The sequence below is a fragment of the Janthinobacterium sp. SUN033 genome, assembly GCF_030397595.1.
Taxonomy (GTDB): Bacteria; Pseudomonadota; Gammaproteobacteria; order Burkholderiales; family Burkholderiaceae_D; genus Janthinobacterium; species Janthinobacterium kumbetense.
The window spans coordinates 1696978-1712944 of the sequence record NZ_JAPQNV010000001.1 but is presented as its reverse complement, the minus strand read 5'-3'; the positions used below and the strand labels follow the sequence as shown (position 1 = coordinate 1712944).

Sequence of the window (15967 nt, the reverse complement as noted above, 5' to 3'; positions counted from 1 at the left end):
GCTCATGTCAAAACCAGCCTACAAGCGCGTCCTCCTCAAGTTGTCCGGCGAAGCCCTGATGGGTGATGATCCCTACGGCATCAACCGCGCCACGATCGAGCGCATGGTGGCCGATGTGGCCGAGGTGGCAAAGTTGGGTGTGGAACTGGCAATCGTGATTGGCGGCGGCAATATCTTCCGCGGCGTCGCGCCTGGTGCGCAAGGCATGGACCGCGCCACCGCCGACTACATGGGCATGCTTGCCACGGTGATGAATGCCCTGGCCCTGGCCGATGCCATGCGCCACGTCGGCATCACCGCGCGCGTCATGTCGGCCATCGGCATCGAACAAGTGGTCGAGCCGTACGTCCGCCCGAAAGCCCTGCAATACCTGGAAGAAGGTAAAGTGGTCGTCTTCGCCGCCGGTACCGGCAATCCGTTCTTCACCACCGACACGGCAGCCGCCCTGCGCGGTTCCGAGATCAGCGCCGAGATCGTCCTGAAGGCCACCAAGGTCGACGGCGTCTACACGGCCGATCCGAAGAAGGATCCGAACGCCACCCTGTTCCACACGATTACGTTCGACGACGCCATCGCCAAGCACCTGCAAGTGATGGATGCCACCGCATTCGCCCTGTGCCGCGACCAGAAACTGCCAATCAAGGTGTTTTCGATCACCAAGCCGGGCGCGCTGATGCGCGTCATCATGGGTGAAGATGAAGGCACGCTGGTCCACGTATAGAAATAAGGAGCACCGAGAAACCGTCCATGGCTGCGTTGCAGCGCCTCGCCGTACATTTAGTACTGTCTTCGGCGCTGCGCCTTGCCCTGAACGGTTTTCGGCACTCCCGACTGCGCGGGTTTGTTTGCTGAATCCGGCAAAGTAGAATATTCATTGTTATCAAGATTGGAGAGCAGCATGTCCTTAGCTGACGTTAAAAAGAACACCCAGGAACGCATGACGAAGTCGCTGGAAACACTGCGGGCCGACCTGGCCAAAGTGCGTACCGGCCGCGCCCATACGGGTATCCTGGACCACGTGATGGTCGATTACTACGGTTCGCCGACGGCGCTGACCCAGGTTGCCAACGTGACCCTGATCGACGCGCGCACCATCGGTGTGCAGCCGTACGAAAAGAAGATGGCCAACACCATCGAAAAAGCCATCCGCGACGCCGACCTGGGTTTGAACCCGTCGGCACAGGGCGACCTGATCCGCGTTCCGACGCCGCCGCTGACGGAAGAGCGCCGCAAGGAAATGGTCAAGCTGGTCAAGAGCGAAGCGGAAGACGCGAAGATTGCCGTGCGTAACATTCGCCGCGATGCGAACGAGTCGCTGAAGAAACTGGTCAAGGAAAAAGCCTGCTCCGAGGACGATGAGCGCCGCTCGTCGGAAGAAGTGCAGAAGCTGACGGACAAGTTTATTGCCGACATCGACAAGATGGTGGTCGACAAAGAAAAAGAAGTGCTGACGGTCTAGTTTTCAGTTCTTTTGACGCTGCCCGGGAAAGCATGGCTTTTCCGGGCAGTGCTATTTGGCGCATAATAGCTATCTTTTATTTTTGGTATTCGTGTTTTCATGATCTATTCGAGTTCGACAACGGCAGTACCTGAGGTGGGCACGGTGCCGCGCCATGTGGCAATCATTATGGATGGCAATGGCCGCTGGGCAACCAAGCGCTTCCTGCCCCGCGTGGCTGGCCACGTCAAGGGCGCCGACGCCGTGCGCGGCATCGTCGAGACTTGCCTCGATCGCGGTGTCGAGTACCTGACCCTGTTTGCCTTCAGTTCGGAAAACTGGCGCCGCCCGGAAGAAGAGGTGTCGATGCTGATGCGCCTGTTCGTCACGATGCTGGAACGCGAAGTGGTCAAGATGCACGCCAATGATATCCGCCTGAAGGTCGTGGGCGACCTGTCGCGCTTCAATGAGCAGTTGCAAACCCTGATCGCCAATGCGGAACGCAAGACGGCGAACAACACGCGCCTGACGGTGTCCATCTGCGCCAATTACGGCGGCCGCTGGGATATCATGCAGGCAGTCAACAAAATGACGGCCGAGGCGGCAGCCAACGGCCAGAGCGCCGGGCACGCCTACACGGAAGAGCAATTGGCGCCGCACCTGGCCATGGCTTACGCGCCCGAGCCCGATCTGTTCATCCGCACGGGCGGCGAGCAGCGCATTTCCAATTTCCTCCTGTGGCAACTGGCGTACACTGAGTTGTTTTTCACCGAGACTTTCTGGCCCGACTTCAATGACGAGTGCCTCGACGCGGCAATCGCGTCTTACCAGCAGCGCGAACGGCGCTTTGGCCGTACCAGCGCGCAATTAACTGAAAAGACAAACTGATGCTGAAAACACGGATAATCACCGCCCTGGTCTTGTTGGCGGTCTTGCTGCCGGTTCTGTATCTGAATTACTTCCCCGCCTTCGCCGTGATCGCCACGGCGTTCTTCGGCGCCGCCATCTGGGAAAGCTTCCGCATTTTCAAAAATCGCCAGGCGCTCTTGATTGCCGCCATCTGGACTGCCGCCTTCGCTTATACGTTTTTTGTCGGCAACGGCATGGCGCAGCTCAATTTCTGGTTCGCCCTGTGCGTGGCCATCTGGCTGATCCGCTTCGTGCCTTCGCTGGCGACGGGCTTGCCGCCCACCGAAGGCCTGGGCAATACCTTGCTCAGCCTGGTGTATCCGGTGACCATCGTCGGCTGCTTCGTCGCCATCATCGCCTTGTTCCTGCATAGCCCTTTGTACCTGCTGTCCGTGATGGCCCTCGTGTGGATCGCCGATATCGGCGCCTATTTCTCGGGCAAGGCTTTCGGCAAGCGCAAGCTGGCGCCAAGTATTTCCCCAGGTAAATCCTGGGAAGGCGCCATCGGCGGCGGCATCGCCGTGCTCGTCATCGCCGCCATCACGATTTTCGCCGCGCCAGCACTGCCGGTCTTGCAAGACACCTTTGCCGTGCAGCTGCAATTGCGCCGCGGCTGGCTGGTGGCCTTGCTGGTGCTGCTGCTGATCGTCGCCGCCAGCATCGTCGGCGACCTGTTCGAATCCCAATTGAAGCGCCGCGCCGGCATCAAGGACAGCAGCAACCTGCTGCCCGGCCATGGCGGTGTACTCGACCGTATCGACGCGTTGATCCCGGTCCTGCCATTTGCCGCCCTCGTGGCCAGCTGGCTTTAAGGAAACTCATGCAATACATCACCATCCTTGGCGCGACCGGTTCGATCGGCGTGTCCACCCTGGACGTGCTCGCGCGTCACCCGGAGCAATACAGCGTGTACGCGTTGAGCGCGCACAGCCGTGTCGCCGAACTGGCCGCCCAGTGCCTGCAATTCCGTCCCCAGCGCGCCGTCGTCGGCACGGCTGACGCCGCCCTTGAGCTGACGCGTTTGCTGCGCGGGCAGGGCGTCGATACGCAAGTCGAGTATGGCGTGGAGGCCCTGTGCGCCATCGCTAGCGCGCCGCAAGTGACGGGCGTGATGGCGGCCATCGTCGGCGCGGCCGGCCTGGCGCCGACCCTGGCGGCGGCACGTGCTGGTAAGAAAGTATTGCTGGCCAACAAGGAAGCGCTGGTCATGTCCGGCCAGCTGTTCATCGATGCCGTGCATGACAACGGCGCCGTACTGTTGCCGATCGACAGCGAACATAACGCCATCTTCCAATGCATGCCGCATGCCCATGGCCGCGCGCCCGGCGCCGCGGGCGTGGCGAAAATCGTGCTGACGGCGTCAGGCGGCCCCTTCCTCACGCGCGACGTCGAGACGCTCGACACGGTCACGCCGGACCAGGCTTGCAAGCATCCGACCTGGGCCATGGGGCGCAAGATTTCCGTCGATTCGGCCACCATGATGAACAAGGGCCTGGAAGTGATCGAGGCGCACTGGCTGTTCGGCGCGCCGGCGGAGCAGATCGAGGTGCTGATCCACCCGCAAAGCGTGATCCATTCGATGGTCTCGTACATCGACGGTTCCGTGCTGGCCCAGCTGGGCAATCCGGACATGCGCACGCCGATCGCGCATGCGCTGGCGTATCCACAGCGCATCAACTCTGGCGTGGCGCAGCTTGACCTGGCGCAAGTGGCCACCTTGCAGTTCGAACGTCCCGATTTCCGCCGCTTCCCCTGCCTGGCGCTGGCCTTCGACGCCCTGCGCGCGGGCGGTACGGCGCCGGCCTTGCTGAACGCGGCCAATGAAGTGGCGGTGCAAGCCTTCCTCGACGAACAGATCGGCTTCCGCCAGATCGACCGGGTCATTGCGCACGTGATCGAGACGGTGCCGCACGGCGCCGCTTCGAGCATCGAGGCCGTGATGGAGCAGGACCGCCTCGCCAGAGCGGCCGCGCACGCGTACATCGCCCACAGGCTGGCCGCATGACCCTGATTACCACCTTGCTGGCGTTCATCGTTGCGCTGGGCTCGCTGATCACCCTGCACGAGCTGGGTCACTACCTGGTGGCGCGCTGGTGCGGCGTGAAGGTGCTGCGTTTCTCGATCGGCATGGGAAAAGTGGTGTATTCGCGCAAGTTTGGCAAGGACCAGACGGAATGGGCGATTTCCGCGCTGCCGCTGGGCGGCTATGTCAGCATGCTCGACAGCCGCGCGCAAGACCTCAGCGACTTGCCGGAAAACGAATTGCGCCGCGAATTCACGCGCCAGAGCGTGTGGCGCCGCATCGCCATCGTGGCCGCCGGCCCGCTGGCCAATTTCCTCGTCGCCATCGTGCTGTACGCGGGCCTGTTCATGCATGGCATCGAAGAGCCGTCGAGCAAGCTCGGTCCCGTGGCCGAGCAGACCGCCGCCTATGCGGCCGGCTTGCGCAGCGGCGATACGGTCGAAGCGGTGAATGGCAAGGCCGTGGCCAGCTGGTCCGAGCTGCGCTGGGAGCTGATCCAGGCCACCCTCGACAAGCAGCCGGCGCGCATCGAAGTACGCCGTCCCGACCGTGGCCAGCAGGAAGCGACCTTGGCGACGGCCAGCCTGACGGAAGCGGACCTGGAAGGCGACGTGCTGGGCAAGCTGGGCCTGACCCTGGCCCGTTCCGCGCCCACCTTGATGGAAATCATGCCCGATGGCGCCGCCGCGCGCGCCGGCCTGCAGAAAAACGACCAGATCCTGGCCATCGACGAACAGCCCGTGCACGACGTGGCGGCCGTCATCGCCACCCTGAGCCAGGCGCCGGGCCGGACCTTGCAATTACAGCTCTTGCGCCAGAGCCAGGACCTGACCCTGTCCATTACGCCGGACGCCGTGTCGGGCGCCGGGGCAGAGGGAGCTGTAACAGTTGGTAAGATACAGGCAAAGCTGGGACAGGTGCCGGATATGATCACCGTGGCCTCCGGACCGTTCTCCGCCGTGGGCAAGGCGTCCGCCAAGGTCTGGGATACCAGTGTCATGAGCCTGAAAATGCTGGGCAAAATGATCACCGGCCAGGTCTCGCTGAAGAATGTGACGGGTCCCATTACCATCGCCGATTATGCGGGCCAGACGGCGCGCATCGGCCTGGTAAGCTACCTGAGCTTCATTGCCTTCATCAGTATCAGTCTGGGCGTGATGAATTTGCTACCCATTCCTGTTCTGGATGGCGGGCATTTGCTGTATTATTCGCTGGAAGTTTTGACCGGACGCCCCTTGCCGGAGCGCGTAGGCGAGATTGCCCAGCGCCTGGGGATCGGTTTGTTGCTGACCTTGATGGTGCTTGCCGTCTTTAATGACGTGTTGCGATTGCTGAATTAGGGCCGTGGTTGATGCCATTGCGTGAGTCGCACAAGCAATCTTTTGTGTATGTTGTCCATTGATTTACCCATTGAATAACCCCAATGAAATTACATTCTGCTCGTTTTGCCTTGCCTTCCTTTCGTCGCAGCCTGATCGGCGCCGCCGTCATGGCCATCTGTTCCGGCCACGCGCTGGCCGTCCAGCCATTTACTGTCAAGGACATCCGGGTCGAAGGGATCCAGCGTACCGAAGCGGGCACCGTCTTTGCCTACCTGCCGGTGCGGGTCGGCGAAACGTTCTCCGACGAGAAGAGCGTTGCCGCCATCAAGGCCCTGTATGCGACGGGCATGTTCAAGGATGTGCGCCTGGAAGCCGAGGGCGACGTGCTGGTGGTGCTGGTCGAGGAACGTCCGGCCATCGCTTCCGTGGCATTTACGGGTACCAAGGAATTTGAAAAGGATGTGCTGGTCAAGGCATTGAAGGAAATCGGCGTGGGCGAAGCCAAGATTTTCGACAAGGCATCCGTTGACCGCGCGGAACAGGAACTCAAGCGCCAGTACCTGTCGCATGGCCTGTACGGCGTGAAGATCACCACCACCGTCACGCCGATCGAGCGCAACCGCGTCAACGTGGTGTTCGCCGTCGACGAGGGCGACGTGGCCCGCATCAAGCAGATCAACATCGTTGGCAACAAGGCCTTCACCGACAAGGAACTGCGCGAGCAGCTGGCCCTGAACACGGGCGGCTGGTTCAGCTGGTACACCAAGGCCGATCAATATTCGAAGACCAAGCTGACGGGCGACATCGAGTCGCTCAAGTCCTACTACCTGGACCGCGGCTATATCGAGATGCAGGTCGACTCGACGCAAGTGTCGATCACGCCCGATAAAAAAGACATTTACCTGACGATCAATATCACCGAAGGTGAAAAATACAAGATCGCCGGCACCAAGTTCGAAGGCGAGATGTTCGGTCGTGAAGAAGAGCTGAAAGCCCTGAACCTGATGCGCGAAGGCGAAATCTATTCGGGCGCGCGCCTGACGGCGACGAACAAGCGTATCCAGGACCGCCTGGCCACGTTCGGCTACGCGTTTGCCAACGTCAACGCCAATCCGGAAATCAACCGTGAAAAGCATGAAGTCGGTTTCACCTTCTTCATCGATCCGGGCAAGCGCGTCTACGTGCGCCACATGAATATCGCCGGCAATACCACCACGCGCGATGAAGTCATCCGCCGCGAATTCCGCCAGTTCGAATCGTCCTGGTATGACAGCAACAAGATCAAGCTGTCGCGCGACCGTGTCGACCGTCTGGGCTACTTCAAGGACGTGACCATCGACACGCCGGAAGCGCAGGGCACGACCGACCAGGTCGACGTCAACGTGACGGTGGTGGAAAAACCAACGGGTAACTTCCTGATCGGCGGCGCTTTCTCGCAATCGGAGAAATTCACCCTGTCGGCGTCGATTTCGCAGGCCAACTTTGCCGGTAGCGGCAACACGGTCGGCATTGAACTCAATACCAGCCATTACAGCCGCACGATTGCGTTTTCGCAAACCAATCCGTACTTCACGGACGACGGCATTTCGCGCAGCTTTGAAGTCTACCTGCGGACGACGGAACCGCCAGCGCTGAACATCGGCAGCTACAAGATCAAGCAAACCGGTGGCCGCGTCAGTTTCGGCGTGCCGTTCTCGGAAGTCGACACCGTCTTCTTCGGTATCGGCGGCGAGCGCTCGCGCATCGAGACCGACGTCACCAGCCCGATCCGCTTCAAGCAGTACGTGGTGGACAATGGCGGCCCGTCCGACGGTATCGGTTCGGCCACCACCAATTCCATCCCGCTGACGGCGGCATGGCAGCGCGACAGCCGCGACAGCGCCCTGACGCCATCGATCGGCCGCTACCAGCGCGTCAACCTGGAGGCTGACCTGATCGGCGACCAGAAGTACTTCCGTGCCATCTATGAGCACCAGTACTTCCGTCCGCTGTTCAGCAAGGTCACCCTGGCGCTGAAGGGCGAGATCGATTACGGCCACGGTATCGGCAAGCACGTGTATCCGGTCTTCAAGAACTTCTACGGCGGCGGCATCGGTTCGGTGCGCGGCTATCTGAGTTCCTCGCTGGGCGCGGTTGAACCGAGCACCAACGATGCCCTGGGTGGCGCTTCGCGCTTGATCGGTAACGCGGAACTGCAAATGCCATTCCCCGGTTCGGGCAATGACCGCAGCCTGCGCTGGTTCGGTTTCCTTGACGGCGGCCAGGTCTACCAGGAAGGCGAAAAAATGCGGATTTCGCAATTGCGCTATTCTGCTGGCTTGGGCATCAGCTGGATTTCACCGGTGGGCCCGCTCAAGCTGAGCTATGCCAAGCCGCTGAACGCCAAGCCGACGGACCGCCTGGAGCGCTTCCAGTTCCAGATGGGCACCGGTTTCTAACCGGCCATCTGAAACGGGGCGACAGCTTTTACTTTTTGACCATGGAGTATCATGAACACCGCATCCGCCACCCTGCCCAAGTCCCTTGCCATGATTGCATTGTGCTGGAGTTCGCTGTTGCCGGTGCAGGCGCAGGCTCAGGAGTCGAAGATCGCCTGGATCAGCAGCGAACGTATTTATAACGAATCGAGGCTGGCCAAGCTGGCCAGCGCCAAACTGGCCGAAGAGTTCCGCTCGCGTGAAAAAGCCGTGCAGGAACTGGCGGCCCGCTTCAAGGTCGCCAACGAAGCCCTGGAAAAGGACATGCCGACCCTGAGCGAGGCGGAGCGCGCCAAGCGCCAGCGCGAGTTTTTCGAGCTGGACAAGGAACTGCAGCGCCGCCAGCGCGAGTTCCGCGAAGACCTGAGCCAGCGCACGAACGAAGAGCGCAGCGCCATCGCGGAAAAAGCCAACACCATCATCCAGCAGATGGCGCATATCGAAGGATATGACATCGTGCTGCAGGAAGCCCTGTGGGCCAGCCCGCGCATCGACATCACCGACAAGGTCTTGAAGGCGCTGGACAAGTAATCGAAACGGTTTCAAGCCTGCCAGTGCATGCTCTGCGTGCACTGGCAGGCGTATTTATAAAGGTAATCAGATGGGCACTCGACTAGGAGAATTGGTCGAACGCTTCGGCGGGCAATTGGCGGGCGATCCGAACCTGGAAGTCTCAGGCATCGCACCGCTGGCCGACGCCGGCGCTTCGCACATCAGCTTTCTCAGCAATACCAAATTCCGCGCACAGGCGGCCCAGAGCGGCGCTGCGGCGCTGATCCTCACGCCGGCCGACGACGCGCTTATCGGCGACGAGTACGCGGGCGCGCGCATCGTCACACCGAATCCCTATGTGTATTTCGCGCGTGCGGCGCAGTATTTCGCCGCCTTGCACGAGATCAAGGCCCCGGTCGGCATCCACCCGGGCGCCTTTGTCGACGCCAGCGCGCAGGTTGACGCCAGCGCCTCCGTCGGCGCGCATGCGGTGATCGAAGCGGGTGCCGTGATCGGTGCCGGCTGCGTCATCGGGCCTGGCTGCGTGGTGGGGCGCGACGCCGTTATCGGCGCGGGCACGCAGCTGCTGGCCAACGTGACCTTCCATGCGCGCTGCGTGATCGGCCAGCGCGGCATCATCCATTCGGGTGCCGTGATCGGAACCGACGGATTCGGCTTCGCCAACGAAGGCGGCGTGTATATCAAGATTCCGCAGACGGGCAGGGTGGTGATCGGTGACGATGTCGATATCGGCGCCAACACCACCATCGACCGCGGCGCACTGGCCGACACCATCATCGAAGATGGCGTCAAGCTCGATAACCAGATCCAGATCGGCCACAACTGCCGCATCGGCGCGCACACGGCCATGGCCGGCTGCGTCGGCGTGGCCGGCAGCGCCATCATCGGCAAGTACTGCACCTTTGGCGGCGCCGCCATGGTGCTGGGCCACCTGACCATTGCCGACCGCGTCCACGTGGGCTCGGGCAGCATGGTCTCGCGTTCGATCGCGGAGCCGGGGCAGTACACGGGTTTTTATCCGCTGGCCAAGAACGCCGACTGGGAAAAGAGCGCCGCCATCGTGCGCAACCTGTCAAGCATGCGCGAGAAGATCCGCGCGCTTGAAAAAACAATTAAAACACTGACCACGCAAGACGAAAAATGACTACTGAAAAAAAGACCCTCGACATCCTGGCCATCAAATCGCTGCTGCCGCACCGCTATCCGCTGCTGCTGGTTGACCGCGTGCTGGACTGGGAAGCGAACAAAACCATCACCGCCATCAAGAACGTGACGGTCAACGAAGAGTTCTTCCAGGGCCATTTCCCGCACAAGCCGGTCATGCCCGGCGTGCTGATGATCGAAGCGCTGGCGCAAACGGCGGCCTTGCTGTCGTTCCTGTCGATGGGCGTGAAACCGGACGAAAATTCGGTGGTGTACTTCGTCGGCATCGACAATGCGCGCTTCAAGCGTCCTGTCGAACCGGGCGACCAGCTGAAGATGGATGTGGAAATCCTGCGCGTCTCGCGCGGCATCTGGAAATACAAGGCAGTCGGTTCCGTCGACGGCAAAGTGGCGTTGGAAGCGGAACTGATGTGCACCATCCGCAGTGCGCAGGATGCGAGCCAGTCTGCGAGCCAGCCAGCGGGGCAGTAAGATGGCGGCCATCCACTCCACGGCAGTCATCGATCCGAAGGCCGAGCTCGACAGCTCGGTCGAGGTGGGCCCGTACACCATCATCGGTCCGCACGTGCGCATCGGCGCCGGCACCAAGGTCGGCCCGCACGTGGTCATCGACGGCCACACGACGATCGGCAGCGACAACCACCTGTTCCAGTTTTCTTCCATCGGCGCGCAGCCGCAGGATAAAAAATGGGCAGGAGAGGCGACGCGCCTGGAAATCGGCGACCGCAACACCATCCGCGAATTCTGCACCTTCAACACGGGTACCGTGCAGGGCGGCGGCGTGACGCGCCTGGGCAACGACAACTGGATTTCGGCATACGTGCACCTGGCGCACGATTGCCTGGTGGGCAACAACACGATCTTTTCGAACAACGCCCAGCTGGCGGGCCACGTGGAGATCGGCGACTGGGTCATCATGAGCGGCTTCGCCAATGTGCACCAGTTCTGCAAGATCGGCGCGCACGCCTTCGTCGGCATGAGCACCAGCCTGACGCAGGACGTGCCACCTTTTGTGTTGTTGAACGGCAATCCGGCGCAGGCGCATGGCGTCAATATCGAGGGCTTGAAACGCCGCGGCTTTACGCGCGAGCAGATCAACGGCATCCGCACCGCGTACAAACTCATTTACCGCTCGGGACTGACCCTGGAAGAATCGAAGGCAGCCCTGTTCGAAGAAGAAGCGGCGTCGTCGCCCGAGGTGGCGCAACACATTCGCGCCATGCGCGAATTCCTTGGCGTGGCCTCGCGTGGCATCGTCCGCTGACCAGGCCAGCGGCCTCGGCGTCGCCAACGTCGCCATCGTCGCCGGCGAGGTGTCGGGCGACCTGCTGGCCAGCCGGCTGCTGTCCGGCCTCGTGCCGCAGCTGCCCGGCACCCGCTTCCACGGCATCGGCGGCGAGCACATGGCCAAACAGGGCTTTATTTCCGACTGGCCGCTCGACAAGCTGACGGTACGGGGCCTGTTCGAAATCATTCCCCGCTACCGCGAAATCAAGGGCATCCAGAACGCGCTGCGCGACCAGTTGCTGGCCGAGCGTCCCGCCGTCTTCATCGGCGCCGACTATCCCGGCTTCAACCTGGGGCTGGAACAGCAGCTCAAGGAAGGCGGCATCCCCACCGTGCACTACATCGGGCCGCAGATCTGGGCCTGGCGCGGTGGCCGCATCAAGAAAATCATCAAGGCCGTCTCGCACATGCTGGTGATCTTCCCGTTCGAGGAAGAGATCTACCGCAAGGCAGGCGTGCCCGTCACCTATGTCGGCCATCCGCTGGCCGAAATGATCCCCTTGCAGCCCGACGAAGCGGCCGCGCGCCGCACCCTGGGCTTGCCGGAAGACGCGAACGTCGTGACCCTGATGCCGGGCAGCCGCATGGGCGAGCTCAAATACAATACGGTGGCGTTCGTGGCCGCCTGCAAGCTGCTGCTGGCGCGCGACCGCTCCCTGCGTTTCGTCGCGCCCATGGCCGGCGAAAAACAGCGCCAGTACTTTTTGCAGCTGATCCGCGAAGCGGGCCTGCAGGACGTCGAGATAATGCTGACGGATGGCGGCTCGCACACGGCCATCTGCGCCGCCGATGCGGTGCTGGTGGCGTCGGGCACGGCCTCGCTGGAAGTGGCGTTGTACAAGAAACCCATGGTCATCGCCTACAAGATGATGCGCGCCTCGTGGGAAATCATGCGCCACATGGGCTATCAGCCGTGGATCGGTTTGCCCAACATCCTGGCGCGCGACTACCTGGTGCCCGAGCTGCTGCAAAACGCGGCCAACCCGGAAGCGCTGGCCGAGGCCATGTGGCAGCAGCTGAGCGACGTGCCGGGCCGCCTGCGCCTGGTGCAGCGCTTCACTGACATGCACCACAGCCTGCTGCGCGACAGCGCGCGCGAAAGCGCCAACGCCGTCATGCAAGTCATCGCCGCCAACCGCAAGTAGCTCCCGATCACCGCTTCAACCGCAGTACCAACCAAAGATTCAACGTGAAAAATATCTATCCCGGCCTGTTTGACGACTTGCCATTCTCGCTCGATGAAATCATCTGCGGCGTCGACGAGGCAGGGCGCGGTCCGCTGGCCGGCCCCGTGTTCGCCGCCGCCGTGATCCTCGACCCGAACCAGCCCATCGACGGCTTGCGCGATTCGAAAAAGCTCACCGAAGCCAGGCGCGACCTGCTGGCGCCGCAAATCAAGGCCAAGGCCCTCGCCTGGGCCATCGCTGAAGCGTCGGAAGAGGAAATCGACCGCCTGAACATTTTGCAGGCGTCGATGCTGGCCATGCGCCGCGCCGTCGAAGCGTTGGCCACCGTGCCGACCCTGGCCTTGATCGACGGCAACCGCTGCCCCGTGATGCCGATACGCGGCATGGCCATCATCGGCGGCGACGACAAGGTCGATTCGATTTCCGCCGCCTCGATCCTGGCCAAGACGGCGCGCGACGCGGCACTGGTGCACCTGCATGCGGCCTATCCCGAATACTGCTTCGACCAGCACAAGGGCTATGGCACGAAATTGCACCTGGAGCGCCTGCACCTGCACGGCGCCTCGCCCGTGCACCGCCGCTCGTTCGCGCCCGTGCGCAACGTGATCGCCTTGTTTGGCGGACAGGAGGTGGTGGCATGAAGACGATTACCTCGCGCGACAATGCGCAATACAAGGATTTGCTGAAACTGGCGGGCAGTTCGCAGGCGCGCCGCAAGTCGGGCCGCACCCTGCTCGACGGCGTGCACCTGTGCCAGTCCTACCTGCAGCTGCGCGGCATGCCGGAGCAGTGCATCGTCAGCGAAAGCGCCTTGCAGAACCCGGAAGTGGCGGACATCGTCGGCCAGCTGGAAAGCCAGCGCGCGCACGTGCTGGGCTTGCCCGACGCGCTGTATCACGCCGTGAGCCAGGTAGAGCACGGCGTGGGCGTGATGTTCCTCATCGAGACGCCGGAACGGGCCGTCACGCAGCCGCTGAGCGTGTCGGCCGTGCTGCTCGATAACCTGCAAGATCCGGGCAACGTGGGTTCCATCCTGCGCAGCGCGGCGGCCGCCGGCATCACGCAGGTGTATTGCAGCGCCGGCACGGCCTTCTGCTGGTCGCCGAAGGTGCTGCGCGCGGCGATGGGCGCGCACTTCGTGCTCGACATCTTTGAAAACGTCGACCTGGCAGCGCTCGTTTCCGGTGCCAAGGTGGCGACGCTCGCCACCAGCGGCTATGCCACGCAGCGATTGTACGACGTCGACCTGCGCCAACCGGTCGCCTGGCTGTTCGGCCATGAAGGGCAGGGCGTCGCCGACGATTTATTGTCGATGGCGACGCACCAGGTGGTCATTCCCCACCTGGGCCAGATCGAATCGCTGAACGTGGCCGCCTGCGCCGCCGTCTGCTTCTTCGAGCAGCTGCGCCAGGGCCAGGCCTGAACAGGGTAGCCATGTCCTTCCCCCTGCTTGCCGACGGCGCCGCACGTGACGAAGCCAGGTGGCGCCAGGTGGCCGCCTTGTATCCCGCGCCGCCGGACGCCATCGTCAATCTCGAACATGGCTATTTCGGCGCCATGGCCGCGCCCGTGCAAGCGGCCTTCGAGCAGGCCGTGCGCTACACCAATGAGCAACTGAGTCCTTTCGTGCGCGGCGAGTTCACGCGCACGCATGTGGATATCCTGCGCCGGCGTGTCGCTGAACTGATCCATGCGGAACCGCACGAAATCCTGCTGACGCGCAGCGGTACCGAGTCCATGCAGGTGCTGATCACGCAGTACCACGGCCTGGCGCCCGGCGATACGGTGCTGTGGAGTAATCTCGACTATCCGGCCATGCGCACGGCCATGCGCTGGCTGGCGCAGCGCCGTGGCGTCACCAGCACGCAAGTCACATTGCGCTTGCCCATCAGCGATGACGAGATTGTCGCCAGTTACGCGCAAGCCATGCGCCAGGCCGTCAAGCCCAGATTGCTGCTGCTGTCGCAGGTGACACCGGCCAACGGCCAGCAACTGCCGGTGCGGGAGATCATGGCGCTGGCGCGCGAACACGGTATCGACGTGCTGCTCGACAGCGCCCATGCGCTGGGGCAGGTCGACGTGGACGTGCAGGCCATGGGCGTCGATTTCGCCGGTTTCAATCTGCACAAATGGCTGGGGGCGCCGGCGGGACTGGGTGTCGTGTATATCCGAGCCTCGCAGCTGCACAAGATCGAGCCGCATTTGGGCGACGAGGATTATCCGTTGGATGATATCCGCGGCCGGCTGCACATGGGCATGCCGCCGATCGGCGCCATCCTGGCCGCGCCTGCCGCATTGGACTTCCATGCGCACCTGGGCGGCACGCCGGCCAAGATGGAGCGCCTGGCCTGGCTGCGCAATTACTGGGTCAGCCGCGCCGCGCAGCTGCCCGGCGTGCGGCTGCTGTCGCCGCTCGATGCGAAGCGGGGTACGGCGCTGGTGGCGTTTGCCGTCGACGGCATGAGCTCGCGCCAGATGCAGCAAACCTTGCTGCAGCGCTTTGGCATCTTCACGGTGGAGCGCAACATCGGCGACACCGATGTCGTGCGCGCCACGGTGGCCATCACGACGCAGACCAGCGAACTTGATCAACTGGTCGCCGCGCTGACGGTGCTTTCGAGCGAAACGAACGCCTGACAAAACCGTAGCGAGCGGAAGGGATAGGTGGCCGAGAAGCGCAACCGTACTTGGTACGGGGGCGCCGAGCCGGTGAGCATCGCAAGCCGCCTATACCGACGCGCAGCAGGTTTGGTCAAGCGTTCTAGTACTCGCGGCGGTTCGGCTTAATCTCTTGCAGGATCGTCGTGGAGATCTCCTCGATCGACTTGGTGGTCGACGACAGCCAGCGGATACCCTCGCGTTTCATCATTTTTTCCGCCTCGTTGACTTCGTAACGGCAGTTTTCGATGGCCGCATACTTGCTTCCAGCGCGTCTTTCGTTGCGTATTTCCGACAAACGTTCGGGCGTAATGCTTAATCCGAAAATTTTATTCTTAAATTCCAGCAAGGCCGATGGCAGCTTGTCGCGCTCGAAATCGTCGGGAATCAGCGGATAATTGGCCGCCTTGATGCCGTATTGCATGGCCAGGTACAGGCTGGTCGGGGTCTTGCCAGAGCGCGAAACACCCACCAGAATGACATCGGCCGAGGACAGGTTCTTGTGCGACTGGCCATCGTCGTGCGCCAGCGAATAGTTGATCGCTTCGATGCGGTTCTTGTATTCCTCGCTGTCGACGATGTTGTGCGAACGCCCGATGGTATGGGTCGACATCACGCCCAGTTCCTGCTCCAGCGGGGCGACAAAGGTCTGGATCAGGTCCATGTGCATGCCGCTGGACTTGCGGATCACGGCCGACAGGTCGTTCTTCACCAGAGTCGAGAAAATGATCGGGCGCTGCCCATCGGTGGCGAAGGCTTCGTTGATCTTGCGCGCCGCCTCGTAGGCCTTGTCCATGGTGTCGATGAAGGGCAGGCGGATCTGCCGGAAGCGCAGATCGAACTGCGTCAGCACCGAGTGGCCGAACGTCTCGGCGGTGATGCCGGTGCCGTCGGAAACGAAGAAGACGGTGCGGGCCGCGGAGGGCAGAGGAGGGCGTGGTTCTTGTGTCATGGGTTTTCGGATCAAGATTGTGCGTCGTCAATTTGCG

The 15967-nt window shown here is 62.2% G+C and carries 16 protein-coding genes; 15 read left to right on the top strand and 1 reads right to left on the bottom strand.

Translation table 11 applies throughout. The features are described 5' to 3' along the window. Window positions 1-4: 4 nt before the first annotated feature. From pyrH to OX460_RS07810, 15 genes are all read left to right on the top strand, one after another. Complete coding sequence (gene pyrH / locus OX460_RS07880; RefSeq protein ID WP_034752258.1) at window positions 5-721, top strand: UMP kinase; 717 nt, start codon at window positions 5-7, stop codon at window positions 719-721. A gap of 177 nt (window positions 722-898) precedes the next feature. Next, a complete protein-coding gene (gene frr, locus OX460_RS07875; RefSeq protein ID WP_034784152.1) occupies window positions 899-1459 on the top strand; it encodes a ribosome recycling factor in 561 nt (186 codons plus the stop codon). A gap of 99 nt (window positions 1460-1558) precedes the next feature. Beyond that, window positions 1559-2326, top strand: coding sequence for a polyprenyl diphosphate synthase (gene uppS / locus OX460_RS07870; RefSeq protein WP_099664331.1), 768 nt, complete (start codon window positions 1559-1561; stop codon window positions 2324-2326). Then, entirely contained in the window at window positions 2326-3159 is an 834-nt protein-coding gene (locus tag OX460_RS07865; RefSeq protein ID WP_251349122.1) for a phosphatidate cytidylyltransferase, read from the top strand. Before uppS ends, OX460_RS07865 begins: the two co-directional genes overlap by 1 nt. A gap of 8 nt (window positions 3160-3167) precedes the next feature. After that, complete coding sequence (gene ispC / locus OX460_RS07860) at window positions 3168-4352, top strand: 1-deoxy-D-xylulose-5-phosphate reductoisomerase (protein WP_099664329.1); 1185 nt, start codon at window positions 3168-3170, stop codon at window positions 4350-4352. Next, on the top strand, window positions 4349-5710 hold the full coding sequence (gene rseP, locus OX460_RS07855) for an RIP metalloprotease RseP (protein ID WP_289898330.1): 1362 nt from the start codon (window positions 4349-4351) through the stop codon (window positions 5708-5710). The genes ispC and rseP overlap by 4 nt, the downstream gene beginning before the upstream one ends. 83 nt (window positions 5711-5793) lie before the next feature. Beyond that, window positions 5794-8130 carry an outer membrane protein assembly factor BamA gene (gene bamA, locus OX460_RS07850; RefSeq protein WP_099664327.1) on the top strand — a complete coding sequence of 779 codons (2337 nt, stop codon included), beginning with the start codon at window positions 5794-5796 and terminating at the stop codon, window positions 8128-8130. 51 nt (window positions 8131-8181) lie between these two features. Beyond that, window positions 8182-8700: an OmpH family outer membrane protein gene (locus OX460_RS07845; protein ID WP_077403376.1), complete on the top strand. Its 519-nt coding sequence runs from the start codon at window positions 8182-8184 to the stop codon at window positions 8698-8700. Window positions 8701-8770: 70 nt separating this feature from the next. Beyond that, window positions 8771-9826: a UDP-3-O-(3-hydroxymyristoyl)glucosamine N-acyltransferase gene (lpxD, locus tag OX460_RS07840; protein WP_289898329.1), complete on the top strand. Its 1056-nt coding sequence runs from the start codon at window positions 8771-8773 to the stop codon at window positions 9824-9826. Then, the gene (gene fabZ, locus OX460_RS07835; protein ID WP_071077748.1) at window positions 9823-10317 is read left to right on the top strand and encodes a 3-hydroxyacyl-ACP dehydratase FabZ; all 495 of its coding nucleotides are present in this window, start codon (window positions 9823-9825) and stop codon (window positions 10315-10317) included. Before lpxD ends, fabZ begins: the two co-directional genes overlap by 4 nt. A 1-nt stretch (window position 10318) precedes the next feature. Next, window positions 10319-11110 carry an acyl-ACP--UDP-N-acetylglucosamine O-acyltransferase gene (lpxA, locus tag OX460_RS07830; RefSeq protein ID WP_034784140.1) on the top strand — a complete coding sequence of 264 codons (792 nt, stop codon included), beginning with the start codon at window positions 10319-10321 and terminating at the stop codon, window positions 11108-11110. Beyond that, window positions 11094-12278 carry a lipid-A-disaccharide synthase gene (gene lpxB / locus OX460_RS07825; protein WP_289898328.1) on the top strand — a complete coding sequence of 395 codons (1185 nt, stop codon included), beginning with the start codon at window positions 11094-11096 and terminating at the stop codon, window positions 12276-12278. Before lpxA ends, lpxB begins: the two co-directional genes overlap by 17 nt. Before the next feature lie 44 nt (window positions 12279-12322). After that, complete coding sequence (rnhB, locus tag OX460_RS07820) at window positions 12323-12961, top strand: ribonuclease HII (protein ID WP_289898327.1); 639 nt, start codon at window positions 12323-12325, stop codon at window positions 12959-12961. Next, a complete protein-coding gene (locus tag OX460_RS07815; protein ID WP_251349116.1) occupies window positions 12958-13743 on the top strand; it encodes an RNA methyltransferase in 786 nt (261 codons plus the stop codon). Before rnhB ends, OX460_RS07815 begins: the two co-directional genes overlap by 4 nt. Window positions 13744-13754: 11 nt before the next feature. Continuing rightward, window positions 13755-14957: an aminotransferase class V-fold PLP-dependent enzyme gene (locus OX460_RS07810; RefSeq protein ID WP_289898326.1), complete on the top strand. Its 1203-nt coding sequence runs from the start codon at window positions 13755-13757 to the stop codon at window positions 14955-14957. 124 nt (window positions 14958-15081) lie between these two features. On the opposite strand, the gene OX460_RS07805 is transcribed toward OX460_RS07810, so the two are convergent. Further along, window positions 15082-15930 carry a pyruvate, water dikinase regulatory protein gene (locus OX460_RS07805; protein WP_035818186.1) on the bottom strand — a complete coding sequence of 283 codons (849 nt, stop codon included), beginning with the start codon at window positions 15928-15930 and terminating at the stop codon, window positions 15082-15084. Between the last annotated feature and the right edge of the window lie 37 nt (window positions 15931-15967).